We start from the raw sequence: 17,288 nt of genomic DNA, 5'->3' as shown, positions 1-17,288 counted from the left end.
CGACCGTATCCACCGAACAGGTATGCCTGTCAAGCATCAAGAAATTGAGGAGCCGAATGAAAGCGAAAGATTCATGTTCGGTTCTGAAGACCAGTAATCACGGTGACGGGATTACTGAGTTCATCTATAAAAAAGGCACGCTTGCTACTTTTAGTGGCAAGAGAATCAAACGTGGTCTTTACAGAGCAAGTGGTAATCAGCTAATCAATGCAGACGTAAATGGATCTCTGAACATATTGAGAAAAGCAATCCCTGAAGCTTTTGCCCAAGGGATAGAGGGGATTGTAGTTTCCCCAGTGAAGGTTAAACTTCTAAACTAACATAGTGGGCATTTGTCCATATTGTTAGCAACTATGAATACCAATAACAAAAGTTCCTCTAGCTTAAAACAGGAGAATCGGGGCTTGGTAATTGATCGCCTAAAACAGGACTTAAAAAACGACCTGATCGCTGGTTTGTTGGTAGTAATTCCCCTAGCAACCACTATCTGGCTAACGATTACCATTGCTAGTTGGGTAATCAACTTCCTCACCCAAATTCCCAAACAACTGAATCCCTTTGATGGGTTAAACCCAATTTTAGTAAATTTACTGAATTTATTAGTAGGGTTGGCTGTACCACTACTAAGTATTTTATTGATGGGCTTGATGGCTCGCAATATTGCTGGTCGGTGGTTGCTAGATTTTGGTGAGCGATTATTACAGGCAATTCCTTTAGCGGGACAGGTATATAAAACCCTTAAGCAGCTTTTAGAAACAATACTAAAAGATTCTAATGGCAAGTTTCGCCGTGTAATTTTGGTAGAGTATCCCCGTCGAGGAATTTGGGCGATCGCCTTTGTTACTGGTGCAATCAGTAGTGATATCCAAGCCCAGATGCCTCGCCCCGTGTTAAGTGTTTTTATACCTACTACCCCGAATCCGACTACCGGATGGTACGCAGTAGTTCCTGAAGATGAGGTGGTAAACCTCTCCATGTCGATTGAAGACGCTTTTAAAATAGTTGTATCAGGTGGCATTGTCGCCCCCAATACGCCCTTGGTTTTCCCTAAAGAGTCCACGCTGGAAGTGAAACACAACGAAATCAAGCAGCAGGTTATTCCCGTTGAAGAAATTTAACAAAACAGAATTCAGGAGTCAGAATTCAGGAGTCAGAATTCAGAATTCAGAATTGAATTCTGTGTGACACTTCGACCCTTCTCTACGAGACGCTGCGCGAACGACAAAGCTCAGGGCAACGCAAGCTCAGTGACCACTGGCGGATAGCGCACCATTAGCTAGTCCTCGTACTTCTGCAAAGAAGCAAGCTAGCAAGAGCGTCTGAATAAACGGTGAAACACTCGCGCGTAAATGAAAATTTGGTGGTCTACAATTTAGTGGCGGGTCTGAATCCCCCACTTTCTTGTTCTGTATTCTGTATTCTTCTTCAAAATCAATCTGGCATAGTCACAAGCAAATGCGTAATGTTGTTGTTTGACTGTGCAAAAATTGATATTATAGTAAGTTTGTCCCGTCTAGTTAATCAGTTCTCGCCCAATCACCCCTCGTTTTATGCAACCTCGTAAACCCCAGCAAATTGCTCGTGAATTGGCGCTTTTAAGCCTTAGCCAATTGCCAGTCAACCCGAAGAAATTAGATAAATTGGAAGACGATCAACTAGTATCCAAGTTGGTGCTAGGAGCAGTACGCACTCTGACCTCAGAAGTGCAAGATACCCTCGATAATGCCGCAGGTGAACTGCAACGCAGTAACGATCGCCTTTTAAGTAGCCAAACTCGGGCCTCCGACCTCAATAGTGCCAGAACAATGCTGCAAGAAGCGATCGCCTGCACCCAGACAGCAATCAATCAGTTAGGTACGGCAGTTGATTTCCCAGTATTGATTCAGTTAGCCAATCAGGACAAGGGAGTACGGAATTACGCTAAAGAGCTTGTGATTACCGTCAACGAAAATCGACAGATTATAGATGAACTCCTTTCTACTGCCTTAGTAGATTGGCAAGTAACTCGCCTCGCCCAAATTGACCGCGATATCTTGCAAATCGCTGTGGCTGAAATGAAGTTCTTAGGAGTTCCAGACAGTATCGCCATCAACGAAGCTGTAGAGCTAGCCAAACGCTACAGTGGAGACGATGGTCATCGGTTTATTAACGGTGTTTTGCGCCGAGTAACTGAGCAGAAAAAGACAGCATAGCCTTTTTTACTTGCCAAAGTGAGGGGGATAAGGGAGCAGGGGAAGCAGGGGAAAAAGAACTATTGATTATTGACCAATGCCCAATACTTCTCTTCTTAGGCTGCGCCAACGACTTACTTCGACTACGCTCAGTACAAGTCGCTCAGTACAAGTGCCCAATGCCCCAAGTTAAATTAAACTCATAACTTATAACTTAATATAATTAATACTGCTGCAATGGTTTTTAATTGGTTCCGTCGTAAATATAACGATTCCTCTGACACTCCCTCTGATAATAAACAGGAAGAAACTCTTCCTGCACAAGAACCTCAGCCAGAGCCAGCCGAAACGTCAACACCAACTCCTGAAACTGCACCAGACACAACGACAGACTTGTTAGCGTTTGCTAAAGCTGCTTACAAAAATATTCAGCAAAAACAACAAGCCGAGGTAGTAGAAACCCCGGCTGATTCAGCAGATGCATCACCAGCATCAGCACAACCTGAACCCGCAGAAACGGCAATTGGGGAAATTACCGAACCAGAAGCAATTGAGGAACCTGTTAGTACAACCGTAGAAACAGCACAGCCAGAAGTTATCCAAGTTGCTACTGAGGAAGAAAGCACAGAAGATTCCTCAGTGGCAGCAATTGCTGATCAAGATGTCTCCAGCCCAGAACTCACGGCAAATGAAGTTGAACCAACGCCCACCGAACCAGTAGCTACGCCAGAGGCAACACAGCCAACAGGACTATCCTTCTTAGAACGGGCGGCTGCAGAACGGCAAGCCAAGCTGGAACAACTAATGGCCACCGCCATTGAAGTTCCAGAACCAGAGGTAGTACAGCCAGTAGCTGCAACTTCAGAGACAGGAGAGGAAATTCCTGGACTGGTATTTGATGATGGGTTTGTCTGGTCGGCGAAAGTTTTAGCAGCTCAAGGTAGAAGTCCAGAAGACGTTTCTATTGAAGAAATTACCTGGCTGAAAAAGCTCCGGCAAGGGTTAGATAAAACTCGTCGTAGCATTCTTAACCAACTGAAGGCGATCGTTGGTCAAGGACCGCTAAACCTTGCTGCTGTGACAGAAATTGAGGCATTGCTCCTACAAGCTGATGTGGGTGTAGAAGCGACAGACTTTATTATCAATGCCCTACAGACAAAACTTCGAGAAGAAGTTACTGCACCTGAAGAAGCGATCGCTTACCTGAAAAAAATCCTCCGAGATATGCTGGATGCACCGAGCAAAGCATCCCACAAAACTATCTTTACCCCAGAAAAAGAAACCTTGAATATTTGGTTAATCACTGGGGTAAATGGTGCCGGTAAAACCACCACCATCGGTAAAATTGCCCATCTTGGACAAAAATCTGGTTATAAATGCTTGATTGGAGCAGCAGACACCTTCCGCGCCGCCGCCGTGGAGCAGGTAAAGGTTTGGGGTAGTAGAAGCGGTGTGGAAGTAATTTCCAATCCGGGAAAGAATACAGATCCGGCGGCAGTTGTATTTGATGCGATCGCAGCCGCCCAAGCGCGTCAAACCGAATTACTTCTGGTAGATACAGCTGGGCGACTGCAAAATAAGAAAAATTTAATGGACGAACTTAGCAAAATCCGGCGAATTATCGACAAAAAAGCCCCAAATGCCAAAGTAGAATCTCTTTTGGTTCTAGATGCCACTTTAGGGCAAAATGGACTGCGGCAAGCCGAAGTTTTCTCCCAAGCTGCCCAACTGAGTGGCGTTGTCTTAACCAAGCTCGATGGCACAGCCAAAGGCGGCGTTGCCCTTGCCGTTGTGCAACAGCTAGGTTTACCCATTCGCTTTATTGGTGCTGGCGAAGGAATTGAAGACCTGCGCCCCTTTTCTAGCTATGAGTTTGTCGAAGCTCTCTTAAGTGGCTAATTGAAAAATTTGGAGTTAAATATTTTTCTTGACAACTGATAAATTTAGGGATGACTGATCTGGTATTATCACTTGAACTCATTAGAAACAGATCAAGTTCTATAAATCATAAGTTTGTCACAATAAATGGATAACTTTTGCTAAAATTTCAAGCTAATGCCTTTTTTCACGCTCTGAATGGGCATTTAGCAACACAGAAAACCCCGGAAGCTTCCATCTTGCAGCAATTTAAAGGGCAAGCGAGACGCTCACCCCCGCAAATACAACTATTGTAAGATGGACAGCAGTGTGAGCGGTGAGCAGTGCGTTGGGAAGCCAGCACAAAGTCCAGCACTGTGGGGGGGTTTGCCTTTGCAGGTAATTGGTGTTGGCTATGGCGACTTGTACTCTTAGGTCGAAGGAACTGCGTTAGCGAGTTGGCATTGCACACTGCACGTAACTTACTTAAGAGTGGGAGTACAAGCGTTATCTGTTTGCCCAGCGCCGACATCAGGAAAACTACGGCTTTCGACCATCAGAACAAGAGCAAAATCGTCCAGTGTGGACTCAAAAAGCGAATTGGTGTAAGTAAGCTGGTTCAACACTCCCAGGTGTATTCTCAGATCCTACTTGCGAAAGTATCTACAAATATTTTTTCTAGGAAATCGGGGTTTTCACTCAAAAAACTTCTAGTCTCCTAGTTGCCTCTACCCAAACAGTTACTCTGAAAGCGTTATGAATTATTCTTTTAATAAAGTATTTTTATGACTTTAGAGATATGCTTTGGTAATTAAGTTATGAAAAAATGAAAAGCTTTCTTAAATATCACTAAAACTAGTAATTTTTACGGATTGGTTTTTGGCTAAAAATACATAATTTGAAATTCCAAATATTCCATCAAAAATACAATAAGCAAATAAAATACTGATAAAAGTTGCCTGTTACGTCTTTATACTCTTGCTAAAGTGACAAGTCTTGTCTAAATATGGTTTAGCAATGCCAAAGCCAAAAGATTTATAAGTAATCTAAAATCTGCCAATATAAAGTGCAATAGTACCTGTGCCTGTGTCTCAACTGCCCTCTCAACCCATTGACAACAATAGTAGTGCCGCGACAGATGTCACACCAGTCGTAGCACTCAAAGAACTCGTGGCAAGGTTGCACCGGGAACAGAACAAAATTCAAGATTTGCTCAGTTCTTTAGGATTTGCCCTAAGAAGTTTCAATAATTTGAATCAGTTTTTGGAACTGATCCCCCTGATGGCAACAAGAGTGACAGATGCAGACGGGAGCGCCCTGTTTCTCTACAAACCTAATGGTCAAGTAAGATTAGAGCAGTTACATTGGCAAGATAGTGGCCAGCGAAAAAATATCCGCAAAGCGCTAGAAATAGCCAGCAGTCAAATCACGCTTCTGCCCAATGCTGCCCCTCTAGCCAATGCCACGGGTATTTTGGATGACCAGATGCATCGCTATCTGGGGCCAGATGTGCAAATCTTTGGTACGGCGATTCTAGTGAAGCATACAGAACGCGGATGGCTCTATGTTTTGAGCCGCGATCCAGAATATAGTTGGACAGAAACCAGGCAAAAGTTAGTTAGGTTAGTAGCAGACCAAACAGCCGTTGCGATCGAAAACGATGAACTAGCTGTAGAACTAAGAAAAAAAGAACGCCTAGACCAAGAACTAGAAATTGGCGCAGAAATTCAACGGCGACTTTTGCCACGTCAATGCCCCATAATTCCTGGTGCAGTGCTAGCGGCACGTTGTAAACCTGCCAATCGCGTCGGCGGAGACTACTATGACTTTATTGCTACCAATCATAATAAGATTCAGCCCAAGGCCAAAGACAGCACGGAAAATAGTCGCTGGGGTTTGGTTATTGGAGATGTCATGGGCAAAGGTGTTCCGGCTGGGCTGATTATGACAATGATGCGGGGAATGTTACGGGGAGAAGTGCTACATGGTAATTCCCCCGCCGGAATTCTACAAAACTTAAATAGAGTTATGTATGCGGATTTGGAAAATTCCCACCGCTTTGTAACGCTATTTTATTCAGAATATAATCCCCATAGCCGAATTTTGTCTTATAGCAATGCGGCACACAATCCTCCTTTGTGGTGGCACGCAGCCACGAAAACTGTCAGCCGTTTAGATACTCTAGGAATGCTAATCGGTTTGGATGCTAACAGCCAATATGAAGATGCCCAGGCACAGTTAGAGCCTGGGGATACTATTATTTACTATACAGATGGCTTGACCGATGCTGCTGCTGCTGGTGGCGATCGCTTCGATGAAGATAACTTTGTCGCTGGCTTCAATACGGCTTGCAAGTACTGCAATGGCCCAGAGGAGATTGTGGATTACCTATTTGACCAAGTTGAGCAATTCATTGGTGCTGATAAGCAAAACACTGATGATATGACACTAGTTGTTCTGCAAATTTTATAATCATTAGCCATTTTTGCTTGCTCAAGTCATGATTAAACCGATGGTGACTAGGGATTCACTAGAGTAATTCTACTAAATTTAACGTGAGTTCGATGAATTAAAAAACGGCAGGAGGAAGGGCAGGCAAGTCTTTGGGATAAATATCAAGTGAAGGTTTTTGAGGCAAATAAGTATAAGCAGCTAAACCAGCCATCAAGTTGACCAAAAAGTTGAAAACACTTCGATGCCTAGAATGTTCAATTTGACACAGGTTTTTTAAGTGGTCATTAACCGATTCAATTACTGCACGCTTGCGTAAAAGAATTTTATCAATCATTTTCATCAAAGCGATACCTTCGGTAAGCTTCGCTAACGCAATCGTCATTACCTCCGATAGATGCATACTGTAAGTGCTGCGACGCTCTCCAGCCATTGACGGTAGCTGCGGTACTTGTTGCCATATCCTCTCCCATGACGAACAGAAATCATCTACATCGCAGAAAATCTGTGTAATGTCGAGCGGAGCCGGAGACGCTCCGCCTCCGGGCGAGATACAATGGTAGACTAAGCCCTGACCCTCATTTTTGTTAGATATTCTTAGTCTCGGCTTTTTTTGTCACTTTTGTACCGATTCTCATTCAATCGTAGCGATCGCCTTTTTGTATGCCCTGTTATGCAAATCCATACATAGCAAGCTTTTTGCCTTTTTATAACCGTCGAACTCACGTTAAATTTAATTTTTTATTTATTTTTTCTTTTAATTTCCGTAGCGATCGCCCAAATGGTCGCACATCAGCCTTTTTTCAGGATTCGTTTGTATTCAGCCTTTAGGAGGATACATAAAAAATGATCGTTACAATACTTTTCTCTTAAAGTAAAAACTATATATTTTGCACATCTAGCACAGTAGGAAACGCCAAGAGGGAGACTAGGTAAAAGGTACAAGGTAAAAAGTAAAAGGTAAATTTACTTCTTCATTTTTGCTTTCTTTCTATCCTTGTGGCGCAAGCATTTCGCCTGCTCCCTCTTGTCGCTTTAATTTTCTTTTCTCCGCCGTAGCAAGTTCACAACAGCTACGACGGAGTTTTGCTTTCTTTGTTTCTTTCGCCCGGACTTGATTTTTTAAATCTCCCCGGTATTTAAGGAAATAACCTTCATTTATTGATTTGTCAACATATTTCTGAAAATATTTTATAGCGCTTCTCCTTTACGTGAGGTATACCCGTCCCTACACCTTGCGATATAATGTCGTACGGCATCTGAATCAATACGCTTGGGTTAAGGATTTTTTTCTCTTCTCTCTGTTTCCTCTGCGCCTCTGCGGTTGGTTAAAAATTTGACTTTGATAAAGAGTTTTAGCCTTAACCCAAGCGTATTGGCATCTGAATGGGAAGCCCTGTAGTTAAAGAATTCAAATGGCTATTCTTGCGCCCCAGCTTTTTGCAGACTCCGCGCCACATTTTTATAACCATTAAATTCTGCAATCATTAAAGCAGTATAACCACCCCGGTTTTTCAAATTCACATCTGCCCCAGCTTGCAGTAATAACTGCACAATTTCGCCGTAACCTGCTGAAGCAGCCCATATCAATGCTGTTGCCTTCGCTGAGTCTTGAAAATTCACATCTGCCCCATTTGCCAGCAACAAATGTATTATCTCCGTGTGTTTGCGTTCGGTTGCCTTGATCAAAGCAGTTTTGCCATCATCGCCCGCAGTGTTGGCATCAGCACCATACTCTAGCAGCACTTTCACTGTTTGGGTGTGTCCCTGTGATGCAGCCAGCGTCAAAGGTACTTCACCGAGGTTTTTCTCAGTAATATCTGCCCCGGAATGCAACAATGCTTCGACGATATGGCTGTGTCCCTGCAATGCTGCTACAAGCAGTGGCGTATCACCCAGGTGGTTCCTAATTTGGACATCTGCACCCCTGTTAAGTAACACTTGCACAACATCAATGTAGCCTTCCACAACGGCAAGGTGTAGGGCTGTTTCACCATCTTGGTCTTGGAGATTAATTTCAGCACCTCGATTTAGTAAAGCTGCTGCGATCACACCATGTCCAGCAGCTGCTGCTGCCGATAGGGCAGTTCCACTATCGGCGTTTTTCACATTCACATCAGCCCCCGCCGCCAGCAGTGTTTCCACAACCTCTAGATGTCCCAAATCTGCCGCTAATGTTAAGAGTGTCTCACCTTCCTCATCTCGGATATTGACATCGACACCAGTCTGGAGAATTGCTTGTAAAACTTCTATTTGTCCCTGCTTAACGGCGAGTTTCAACGCAGTATCATCATCTTTATCTGCAATATTCACCCTTGCACCAGCAGCCAATAAAACTCGCACTACATCGACATGACCTTTAACTACAGCTGCCATTAAAGCTGTGCTGCCATCTTCATTAGTGGCATTAACATCAGCACCTTTGGATAGTAAAAGCTGCAAAATGTCAAGCTGTTTGGCACTAGCCGCCAACATCAAAGCTGTCAAACCATAGAGTTTTCTGGGCAAGTTGATATTTGCCCCAGCATCTAGCAGCGATCGCACAATTTCGGTGTAGCCTAAATTAGCAGCAAACATCAACGCCGTCGTGCCTTGGCGATCGCACGCGTCCACCCTCGCACCAGCAGCCAGTAGCGCACTCAGATGCTTAATATCCCCGTTTTTAGCTGCTTGTAGCAGCAAAGTATCGTTGTTTTCAGTCATGGATGAGATCCCACACAGGGGGTTTTGTTCGTCTACCTTCAAAATTTAGTCTGAGATTGTTTATCCACTTTGGCAAGAGGGTTATGCAATTCAAAATTCACTCATTCTAAGTTCAAATTTAATAAAAGCAGTCTTGGCAAACATTCTGGCTATTGGGTTGATGAAAATTCTTCTCTTTCTTAGCCTCTTTTTATTTGTGCAACTTTAAGCACAGAAAATAGAATTATGCTAATTTTTATGAAGATTTTATAATAGGGCGAGAACACGATGAGTCTGGAACTTTCTGCGTCGGTGAAATATTGGCTGAATTTCTTCCATCCGGTGCTCATGTGGGCGCTATTAGCATTCTCAATTTATGCTGCCTACTTAGGGCTGCAAGTACAGCGTACCAGAAATGCTCAGGGGGAAGAAAAGAAAGAACTGATTAAAGGTAGATATAACGTCAGACACTACCAAATCGGGTCTATACTCCTAGCTTTGATGGTGGTAGGTGCAATTGGAGGGATGGGTGTCACTTACATCAATAATGGCAAGTTATTTGTCGGGCCTCACCTGCTGGCAGGATTGGGTATGACGAGTCTGATTGCATTTTCTGCTGCTTTGTCGCCTTATATGCAGAAAGGGGCAAATTGGGCGCGTGCAACTCATATTTTGATAAATTTCACGCTTTTGGGACTTTTTGCTTGGCAGGCTGTTACTGGGGTGCAAATTGTCCAAAGAATTCTCACTCAAGCATAGTAAGTAGCTCTTTGTCATTTGTCATGAATTATTGACAAATGACAAAGAACTCTTGACTTATCGCTTTTGCTTAAAATTAGCAGGAAACGGTATTGCCAAAGATTTATGAAAATCTTCCTGAACTTTGCGAGTTAAGCGGCGGGAGACTTGGCGGACAATTTGGTTAAGTAAGCGATCGCCTGTAGATTGAATTATAGACTTGGGTAATCGCTGAATAAACCTGGGAAAGTGCAAATCAACTATTAAATCCAATTCCCATTCAACTCTGGTAATCTCACCAATGCTACTGGAAGTATCGTTTTCTATTAATTGTAGAGATGCCCGATAGTCTACGTCATAACCAGGCGGTTGGTAGTCAGGGATAGGGATTGTACGGATGCGGTAAATACCCTCGTCTGGAGGCAACAATTCCAAACCAATTTTAGGTTCTACATCATAACCAAAAGCACCAAAACGACCAATTACTAAAGCGTAGCCATTTTCCCCAAGTGATTGCACCTTCATGGGTTCAGCGCAACGCGAAAACCATGAAGCGTGATTATTAAGATACTGGGCAACCTTCTCTGCTGGGGCAGGCATTTCCATAAAATCTTGATAACGACCAGAAAATTTTGTGACCGTCGCTACATTTGCTTCTGTTAATGTGTCCTCGGCTGCTTCTTGGCTGGAGGCTACAGGTAAAACTGCTTCTGTTATTTCCCAGGATTTATATTCGCGGTTTGTTGAAAGCATAAATGCATTAATGTATACTTTGGCGTTCGTCTATATTAATAATTCCCCACGTTCCTGGGTCATTTCACACGAATATCCCATTTTTACCGAAACCTCATTAATCTACCATCAACTCCATAGAATTACTAAAATAAAGAACTGAACAAGCACACAATAGTTTCCCAGGATAGCATTTCTCATGAAAGCATTTGTAGCAGGGGCAACGGGTGAAACAGGTCGCCGGATTGTGCAAGAGTTGATAGCGCGGAATATTCCCGTCATAGCTCTGGTGCGGGATATAGAGAAAGCTAGGGGTATTCTCTCTCCTGAAGCCGAATTAGTGGTAGGCGACGTATTACAACCAGAAAGTTTAACTGCTGCGTTAGGAGATAGCACAGTTCTGTTGGTTGCTACTGGGGCAAAACCTAGCTTTGACCCCACTGGCCCCTATAAAGTAGATTTTGAAGGGACTAAAAATTTAGTAGAAGCTGCTAAGGCAAAGGGAATTGAGCATTTTGTCTTAGTTTCTTCTTTGTGTACTTCGCAGTTATTCCATCCACTGAACTTGTTTTGGCTGATTTTAGTGTGGAAAAAGCAAGCTGAAGAGTATATCCAGAAAAGTGGTCTTACCTATACGATTGTGCGGCCTGGTGGGTTGAAGAATGAAGATAACTCCGACGCGATCGTGATGCAGAGTGCTGATACACTTTTCGACGGTAGCATACCCAGGCAAAAAGTCGCCCAAGTTGCTGTTGAGGCGCTGTTTGAAGCAGATGGACGCAATAAAATTGTCGAGATTGTTGCCAAACCGGAAGCAGCCTCAAAAAGCTTTAAGGAGCTATTTCAACAGTGCTGATAAGCTAATAAGCATTTAAGTTGCATAAAACTAGGGCTGAAGCTAGGGTGTTGACTTTGGGTGTTAAAGTCAACACCCTACCTGCTGCCTCCTGCCTTAAAATCCGTAGCCTTTGTACTTCATGCAAAAGAAAACTGCTGTGTAATATCTAGGTTTCAGCTACTAATTAGGCAATTGGTATCGTCAAGGGCGCTCCCCCCTGAACGGTTACCGAACATCAAAGTCAAATTATTTGCTATTGCTGGAGAAAATATTCCTGACAGCGTTGCTGCTGAGTGAAAGTAAAAATTAGATACTCATATTCAGCAACAGCTACCAAACATTAGTCCTATTACAGCGTTTTGCAAGTACATGAGGCACACCCCTCCCCAACCATTCCACCCCCCAAGGCATCGGGGGGAAAGAGATTTTTTCTGGCGTACTTTTGAAGTCTAAACTTTGAAGTTTGAAAAATAGCTATAAATCATGAACATACAAAAAACAACAAATAATAAACAAGCAATTGGTTGCTGTCAGTTTTGTAGTACACAGTTACGCCATACCTTTGTAGATTTAGGGATGTCTCCTCCCTGCGAAAGCTATCGCAAGCCAGAACAGCTAAACGAAATGGAGCCTTTTTATCCACTGCATGTTTATGTTTGCGAACAATGTTTTTTAGTGCAACTTCAAGAATACATTAGCCCAGAAAAGATATTTAGCGACTACGCCTATTTTTCTTCTTACTCTGATAGTTGGTTGCAACATGCCAAAAACTATGTTGATCTGGTCGTAGAGCGTTTCCAATTAAACCAGGATAGTCAGGTAGTAGAAATTGCTAGCAATGATGGTTACTTACTGCAATATTTTGTGACAAAAGGCATCCCTACAATGGGAATCGAGCCGGCTAAAAATATTGCAAAAGTGGCAATAAAAAAAGGTATTCCAACATTTGTAAAGTTCTTCGGACAGGATACAGCCCGCGAACTGGTTACTCAGGGACAACTGGCAGATTTATTGATTGGTAACAATGTCTTAGCTCATACACCCTATCTCAATGATTTTGTCAAAGGGATGAAAATCCTCCTTAAACCACATGGGGTAATTACTATGGAATTTCCCCATCTCATGCAGTTAATGGCAGAAAATCAGTTTGACACTATCTATCATGAGCACTTCTCTTATTTTTCCTTCGTCACAGTGGAAAAAGTTTTTACCGCCCACGGTTTGACTATCTTTAATGTGGAGGAATTAGCTACTCATGGTGGATCTCTAAGAATTTATGCTCGTCATACTGAAGATTCCTCTCAACTTGTGAGCCAGCAGGTATTAGAACTGAAAGATAGAGAACAAGCAGCAGGTTTTACACGCTTAGAACACTACTTTTCCTTTGGTGAACAAGTTAAAGAAACCAAACGCAAGTTACTAGATTTCTTGAGCAAGGCTAAGCGAGAGGGAAAATCGATTGCAGGTTACGGTGCTCCAGGTAAGGGAAATACTCTCTTAAACTATTGTGGTATTCGCACAGATTTTCTTGACTACACAGTAGACCGTAGCCCTTACAAACAAGGTCAATTTTTACCAGGGACTCACATTCCAATTTTTCATCCAGACAAAATTAAAGAAACAAAACCTGACTATGTGCTGATTTTACCCTGGAATCTTAAGAAGGAAATTATGACACAAATAGCTTACGTTCGGGATTGGGGAGGCCAATTTATTGTGCCAATCCCTGAAGTTAATGTCTACCTTTAAATATTTGATATTTTGTCATCATCAAAAATGAAGAAGTTAACATGAAAGTAGTTTTATTTTGCGGTGGTTTAGGAACTAGAATGAGAGAATACTCAGAAAGTATTCCTAAGCCAATGGTGAACATTGGCTATAGACCGATATTATGGCATGTAATGAAATACTATGCTCACTATGGACACAAAGATTTTATCTTGTGTCTGGGTTACAAGGCTGACTTAGTTAAAAGCTACTTCTTAAATTACAATGAATGGCTTTCTAATAATTTTAGTCTATCGAATGGTAACAAAATTCAATTATTTAACTGTGATATTCAAGATTGGAATATCACATTTGTAGATACAGGTCTAACAGCCAATATTGGTCAAAGATTTAAGGCGGTAGAAAAGTATCTAGAAGGAGAAGAAGTATTTTTAGCTAACTACAGCGATGGTTTGACAGACTTGCATCTACCAACATATATTGAGCATTTTTATCAACGTAATAAAATAGGTAGTTTTTTGTGTGTCAGACCGAGCCAAAGTTTTCACATAGTTGATATAGATGAGGATGGTTTGGTGAGGGATCTCAACGATGTCAAACAGCGTAATATTTGGATTAATGGAGGATATTTTATCTTTAAAAAAGAAATTTTTAACCATATTCATCAAGGGGAAGAACTTGTCCTTGAGCCTTTTCAGAGACTGATTGCCAAAGAAGAACTTTTTGCGTATAAATACACCGGATTTTTTGGAGTTATGGATACGTTTAAAGAAAAGCAACAGTTGGATGATATGTATGCTCAAGGCGAAAGACCTTGGGAAGTATGGAGAAATAAACAACTAGAAGTAAGCCATGTATGATCCAACTTAGCTTGAACAAGACAGAAGAATCTGAGTACAGAATTCTTTGTCTAGGTTCTCATTGCGATGATATCGAGATTGGTTGTGGAGGCACAATATTAAAGTTGATAGAGAATTATCAGCATGTTGTCGTCTATTGGGTTGTCTTTAGTTCCAACGAACAAAGAGTACAGGAAGCAACAGTAAGTGCCAGTATCTTCTTAAAAGAAATACAGGTAAAGAAAATTATCATTAAAAAATTCCGAGATGGCTTTCTCCTTTTCCAAGGGATAGAGGTGAAAGAATGCTTTGAGCAGTTGAAGCAGGAATTCTCACCAGATATAATCTTTACTCATTACCGAGACGATCGCCACCAAGATCACCGATTAATTTCTGACCTGACTTGGAATACTTTTAGAAATCATTTAATTTTGGAATACGAGATTCCCAAATATGACGGTGATTTGGGTATTCCCAATTTTTTTGTTCATTTAGATGAAGCTCTCTGCCGCCGAAAAATTCAATACATTTTGGATGCGTTTCCCACACAGAATAATAAGCAATGGTTTAGGGAAGAAACTTTCCGTTCAATCCTGAGAATTCGGGGAATTGAGTCTAATTCACCGAGTAATTATGCCGAAGCATTTTACTGCCGAAAAATGCTTTTTCAATAGGTTATTTTATGTTTGCCAAATTGCCCATTAACAAAGCACCTCCCCCCGCAAAGAGAGGCTCGGCGAGGTGTTATGGGTATACATCAAGCTAGCATGATATGCACCAGAATATGCCTGTGGTTATCGTTATGATGATCCAGCTTTTGGTATTGAGTGGCCACTGCCTGTAAGTGAAATTTCAGAAAAAGATACATCTGGGATCTGTTAACTTTTGTTCTAATTGAAAGCAGAAAATAATAAATACATGAGTCTTATTGGTCTAACAGCATCCTCATATCAGATTGGCCAGGAACTTTATCAACTAGTCTGTCAGCTATACCCTATTTGCCGTAGTATTACAGGTAATGGCGTTAGAGAAACTCTAAAAATTATTAATCAGCATATTCCTTTATCGGTTAATGAAGTTACGACAGGGACTCAAGTCTTCGATTGGACAGTTCCGAATGAATGGAATATTAAAGATGCTTACATTAAAAATTCCCAAGGTGAGAAAGTTGTAGATTTTGCTAACTCGAATCTGCATGTTGTTAGCTATAGCCTTCCAGTTCACAAAAAAATATCTTTAACAGAACTCAAAGCGCATCTATTTACACAGCCTGAGCATCCAGACTGGATTCCCTACCGCACTTCCTACTATAAAGAAACTTGGGGCTTTTGCCTAAGTCATAAACAATATCTGGAACTAAATGATGAAGAATATGAAGTCTATATTGATTCCTCTCTTGAACCAGGTCATCTGACCTATGGCGAGTATTACATTCCAGGCAAAAGCACTGATGAAGTTTTGATTTCTTGTCACGTCTGCCATCCTTCACTTTGTAATGATAATCTTTCGGGAATTGCGATCGCTACTTTTCTTGCTAAGTATCTAAGTCAAACTACACCAAAATATTCCTATAGATTTCTCTGGATTCCGGGAACCATTGGCTCAATTACATGGTTGGCTCTCAACGAGGCTAAAGTCAATAATATTAAACATGGCTTGGTATTAACTTGTTTAGGAGATTCAGGCAAGTTTACTTACAAAAAAAGCCGTAGAGGTAACGCTGAAATTGATAAAATTGCTGCTTATGTACTTAGAAACTCAAAACAGGATTACGAAATTATAGATTTCTTCCCCTATGGCTATGATGAGCGACAATACTGCTCGCCTGGATTTAATCTAGCTGTTGGCTGCTTAATGCAATCGCCTCATGGTAGTTTTCCGGAATACCACACCTCAGCAGATAATTTAAACTTTGTTCAACCCCAATATCTTGCCGAGTCATTCTTTCAATGTAGTTCGATATTGTATATCCTCAACAATAACGAAATCTACTACAACCAAAATCCCAAATGTGAGCCACAGTTGGGTAAAAGAGGAATATATCAGGCAGTTGGTGGTCAGAAAGATAGCGGGCTAAACGAAATGGCGATCTTGTGGGTTTTGAATTTATCCGATGGTCACCATACTCTGCTAGATATTGCAGAAAGGTCAGGAATGGCATTTGATGTGATTAAATATGCTATTAATACATTATTGGCACATGACTTGGTGACTTCTCTCACCAGTAATGTTAATTCTTTAGCTAAGGCCAATCTAACGCCGCCGACTTGCAAAAATTCGGACAATAGCCCCGATTGAATCTGCTCCAACAAATGTAACTCTCGCTCTCTGAAACTGAAAGCGCACCTGAAAGGTTGCCTTGGCTCAGAATAAGGAGAAGGAGTCGAAATTTTTTCTATCGGTAAACCATTCAACTGCAAGGCTTCATGCCATCCCACAGCCAAAAGGGTAAAGCGCAATGCGCTTTACCCCTACGCTGATTCACGATAGAGGAGCGATCGCTATCTTATTACTTTCATCTTCACAAAAAGCGATACAAAATCACTTTTATTCTGGAAAGTACTCATTATTGAAAATATCTTCAGGAGTAAAAGGGCATTTTTCTGGAAAAATTTCAGGCTGTAAACCTGTTTTTTGAATTGCTTGCCTTCTAGCTTTAATATAAACTGCATCTAAGCAGTTAAGAGAATAGTTATAAAGTGTTTTGGAACGAAAATAAAATTCTAGCTCATCACGGAAACTAGTTATTTCTATTTGCCAACCTCTTTGACAATATTCTTTTTCAATTTCCCAATAACGATAAAGTAAAAGATGAATTAATAATTGTTTTAAGTAACTTTCTACTTTTCGTCTTTGTTCAATTCCCAAAGCTTCAATTTCTTCTGCTAAATGTTGCCAATCGAGATTTTCAATATCTTTATTTTCTAATAGTTTAAGTGTTGTTTCTACCCATAAATAATAATCTTCCTCGTAAAGGGTAGGTTCAACAGATTTTAATATTTCCGTTGTCATAGCTAATTGCTGGAAAAATCAGTTATTTAATCCTAACATAGGTAAGCGATCGCTCCATCCACAAGCAAAACGTAGAGGTTTAGCAATGCGCTTTACCCAACAGTCGTCTTCAATTATTTACCGAGAAAAGAATGCTACAAGAAGCGACCAAGGCTATACTTACTCATTATTTTCGGGAATATGTCACTTGCTATACTTACTTTATAATCATTTTTTCTAATTCTTAAAAAAATGAGCGAA

Annotated in this window: 14 protein-coding genes and 1 pseudogene; 11 read left to right on the top strand and 4 right to left on the bottom strand. The window is 41.5% G+C overall.

Features of this window, described 5'->3' with window-relative positions; translation table 11 throughout:
* The first annotated feature begins 56 nt into the window (after positions 1–56).
* The 5 genes from LC653_RS47035 (at position 57) to LC653_RS35200 (ending at position 6,500) form a co-directional block, all read left to right on the top strand.
* A complete protein-coding gene (locus LC653_RS47035; protein ID WP_308189187.1) occupies positions 57–320 on the top strand; it encodes a hypothetical protein in 264 nt (87 codons plus the stop codon).
* A 33-nt stretch (positions 321–353) separates the two neighbouring features.
* Entirely contained in the window at positions 354–1,118 is a 765-nt protein-coding gene (locus tag LC653_RS35215; RefSeq protein WP_229499551.1) for a DUF502 domain-containing protein, read from the top strand.
* Positions 1,119–1,550: 432 nt separating this feature from the next.
* Complete coding sequence (nusB, locus tag LC653_RS35210; RefSeq protein ID WP_100900094.1) at positions 1,551–2,192, top strand: transcription antitermination factor NusB; 642 nt, start codon at positions 1,551–1,553, stop codon at positions 2,190–2,192.
* Between the two features lie 216 nt (positions 2,193–2,408).
* Positions 2,409–4,070 (top strand): signal recognition particle-docking protein FtsY, encoded by a 1,662-nt coding sequence (gene ftsY / locus LC653_RS35205; protein ID WP_229499549.1) that lies wholly within the window; start codon positions 2,409–2,411, stop codon positions 4,068–4,070.
* A gap of 1,038 nt (positions 4,071–5,108) precedes the next feature.
* Positions 5,109–6,500 carry a PP2C family protein-serine/threonine phosphatase gene (locus LC653_RS35200; RefSeq protein WP_229499548.1) on the top strand — a complete coding sequence of 464 codons (1,392 nt, stop codon included), beginning with the start codon at positions 5,109–5,111 and terminating at the stop codon, positions 6,498–6,500.
* A gap of 97 nt (positions 6,501–6,597) precedes the next feature.
* On the opposite strand, the pseudogene LC653_RS35195 reads toward LC653_RS35200, so the two are convergent.
* Both LC653_RS35195 and LC653_RS35190 read right to left on the bottom strand, forming a co-directional pair.
* A pseudogene (locus tag LC653_RS35195) lies at positions 6,598–6,825 on the bottom strand (transposase); the annotation flags it as partial.
* A gap of 1,073 nt (positions 6,826–7,898) precedes the next feature.
* Complete coding sequence (locus LC653_RS35190) at positions 7,899–9,182, bottom strand: ankyrin repeat domain-containing protein (protein ID WP_229499547.1); 1,284 nt, start codon at positions 9,180–9,182, stop codon at positions 7,899–7,901.
* A gap of 267 nt (positions 9,183–9,449) precedes the next feature.
* Here LC653_RS35190 and LC653_RS35185 point away from each other — a divergent pair, with 267 nt between their 5' ends.
* The gene (locus LC653_RS35185) at positions 9,450–9,920 is read left to right on the top strand and encodes a DUF4079 domain-containing protein (protein ID WP_229499545.1); all 471 of its coding nucleotides are present in this window, start codon (positions 9,450–9,452) and stop codon (positions 9,918–9,920) included.
* Between the two features lie 57 nt (positions 9,921–9,977).
* Here the strand turns inward: LC653_RS35185 and LC653_RS35180 are convergent, their stop codons facing one another.
* Positions 9,978–10,652, bottom strand: coding sequence for a DUF1997 domain-containing protein (locus tag LC653_RS35180; protein WP_229499543.1), 675 nt, complete (start codon positions 10,650–10,652; stop codon positions 9,978–9,980).
* Between the two features lie 178 nt (positions 10,653–10,830).
* Between LC653_RS35180 and LC653_RS35175 the strand changes: the two genes are divergently transcribed.
* The 5 genes from LC653_RS35175 (at position 10,831) to LC653_RS35155 (ending at position 16,334) form a co-directional block, all read left to right on the top strand.
* Entirely contained in the window at positions 10,831–11,487 is a 657-nt protein-coding gene (locus LC653_RS35175; RefSeq protein WP_229499541.1) for an NAD(P)H-binding protein, read from the top strand.
* 465 nt (positions 11,488–11,952) lie between these two features.
* Complete coding sequence (locus LC653_RS35170; protein ID WP_229499539.1) at positions 11,953–13,218, top strand: class I SAM-dependent methyltransferase; 1,266 nt, start codon at positions 11,953–11,955, stop codon at positions 13,216–13,218.
* Positions 13,219–13,259: 41 nt separating this feature from the next.
* A complete protein-coding gene (locus tag LC653_RS35165; RefSeq protein WP_229499537.1) occupies positions 13,260–14,057 on the top strand; it encodes a sugar phosphate nucleotidyltransferase in 798 nt (265 codons plus the stop codon).
* Positions 14,054–14,710, top strand: a complete 657-nt coding sequence (locus LC653_RS35160) for a PIG-L deacetylase family protein (RefSeq protein ID WP_229499535.1) — start codon at positions 14,054–14,056, stop codon at positions 14,708–14,710. The genes LC653_RS35165 and LC653_RS35160 overlap by 4 nt, the downstream gene beginning before the upstream one ends.
* A gap of 244 nt (positions 14,711–14,954) precedes the next feature.
* Positions 14,955–16,334: a DUF4910 domain-containing protein gene (locus LC653_RS35155; RefSeq protein WP_229499533.1), complete on the top strand. Its 1,380-nt coding sequence runs from the start codon at positions 14,955–14,957 to the stop codon at positions 16,332–16,334.
* A gap of 249 nt (positions 16,335–16,583) precedes the next feature.
* Here LC653_RS35155 and LC653_RS35150 read toward each other — a convergent pair whose 3' ends face one another.
* A complete protein-coding gene (locus LC653_RS35150) occupies positions 16,584–17,048 on the bottom strand; it encodes a DUF29 domain-containing protein (protein ID WP_229499531.1) in 465 nt (154 codons plus the stop codon).
* Between the last annotated feature and the right edge of the window lie 240 nt (positions 17,049–17,288).

The sequence above is a fragment of the Nostoc mirabile CHAB5784 genome (assembly GCF_020829645.1).
Lineage (GTDB): Bacteria > Cyanobacteriota > Cyanobacteriia > Cyanobacteriales > Nostocaceae > Nostoc > Nostoc mirabile.
The sequence above is the reverse complement of the archived record's forward strand: the minus strand, read 5'-3'. Positions and strand labels throughout refer to the sequence as shown.

Coding starts and splice junctions, on each gene's coding strand:
- LC653_RS47035 (WP_308189187.1), top strand. CDS start 57: ATGAAAGCGAAAGATTCATGTTCGGTTCTGAAGACCAGTAATCACGGT.
- LC653_RS35215 (WP_229499551.1), top strand. CDS start 354: ATGAATACCAATAACAAAAGTTCCTCTAGCTTAAAACAGGAGAATCGG.
- nusB (WP_100900094.1), top strand. CDS start 1,551: ATGCAACCTCGTAAACCCCAGCAAATTGCTCGTGAATTGGCGCTTTTA.
- ftsY (WP_229499549.1), top strand. CDS start 2,409: ATGGTTTTTAATTGGTTCCGTCGTAAATATAACGATTCCTCTGACACT.
- LC653_RS35190 (WP_229499547.1), bottom strand. CDS start 9,182: ATGACTGAAAACAACGATACTTTGCTGCTACAAGCAGCTAAAAACGGG.
- LC653_RS35185 (WP_229499545.1), top strand. CDS start 9,450: ATGAGTCTGGAACTTTCTGCGTCGGTGAAATATTGGCTGAATTTCTTC.
- LC653_RS35180 (WP_229499543.1), bottom strand. CDS start 10,652: ATGCTTTCAACAAACCGCGAATATAAATCCTGGGAAATAACAGAAGCA.
- LC653_RS35175 (WP_229499541.1), top strand. CDS start 10,831: ATGAAAGCATTTGTAGCAGGGGCAACGGGTGAAACAGGTCGCCGGATT.
- LC653_RS35170 (WP_229499539.1), top strand. CDS start 11,953: ATGAACATACAAAAAACAACAAATAATAAACAAGCAATTGGTTGCTGT.
- LC653_RS35165 (WP_229499537.1), top strand. CDS start 13,260: ATGAAAGTAGTTTTATTTTGCGGTGGTTTAGGAACTAGAATGAGAGAA.
- LC653_RS35160 (WP_229499535.1), top strand. CDS start 14,054: ATGATCCAACTTAGCTTGAACAAGACAGAAGAATCTGAGTACAGAATT.
- LC653_RS35155 (WP_229499533.1), top strand. CDS start 14,955: ATGAGTCTTATTGGTCTAACAGCATCCTCATATCAGATTGGCCAGGAA.
- LC653_RS35150 (WP_229499531.1), bottom strand. CDS start 17,048: ATGACAACGGAAATATTAAAATCTGTTGAACCTACCCTTTACGAGGAA.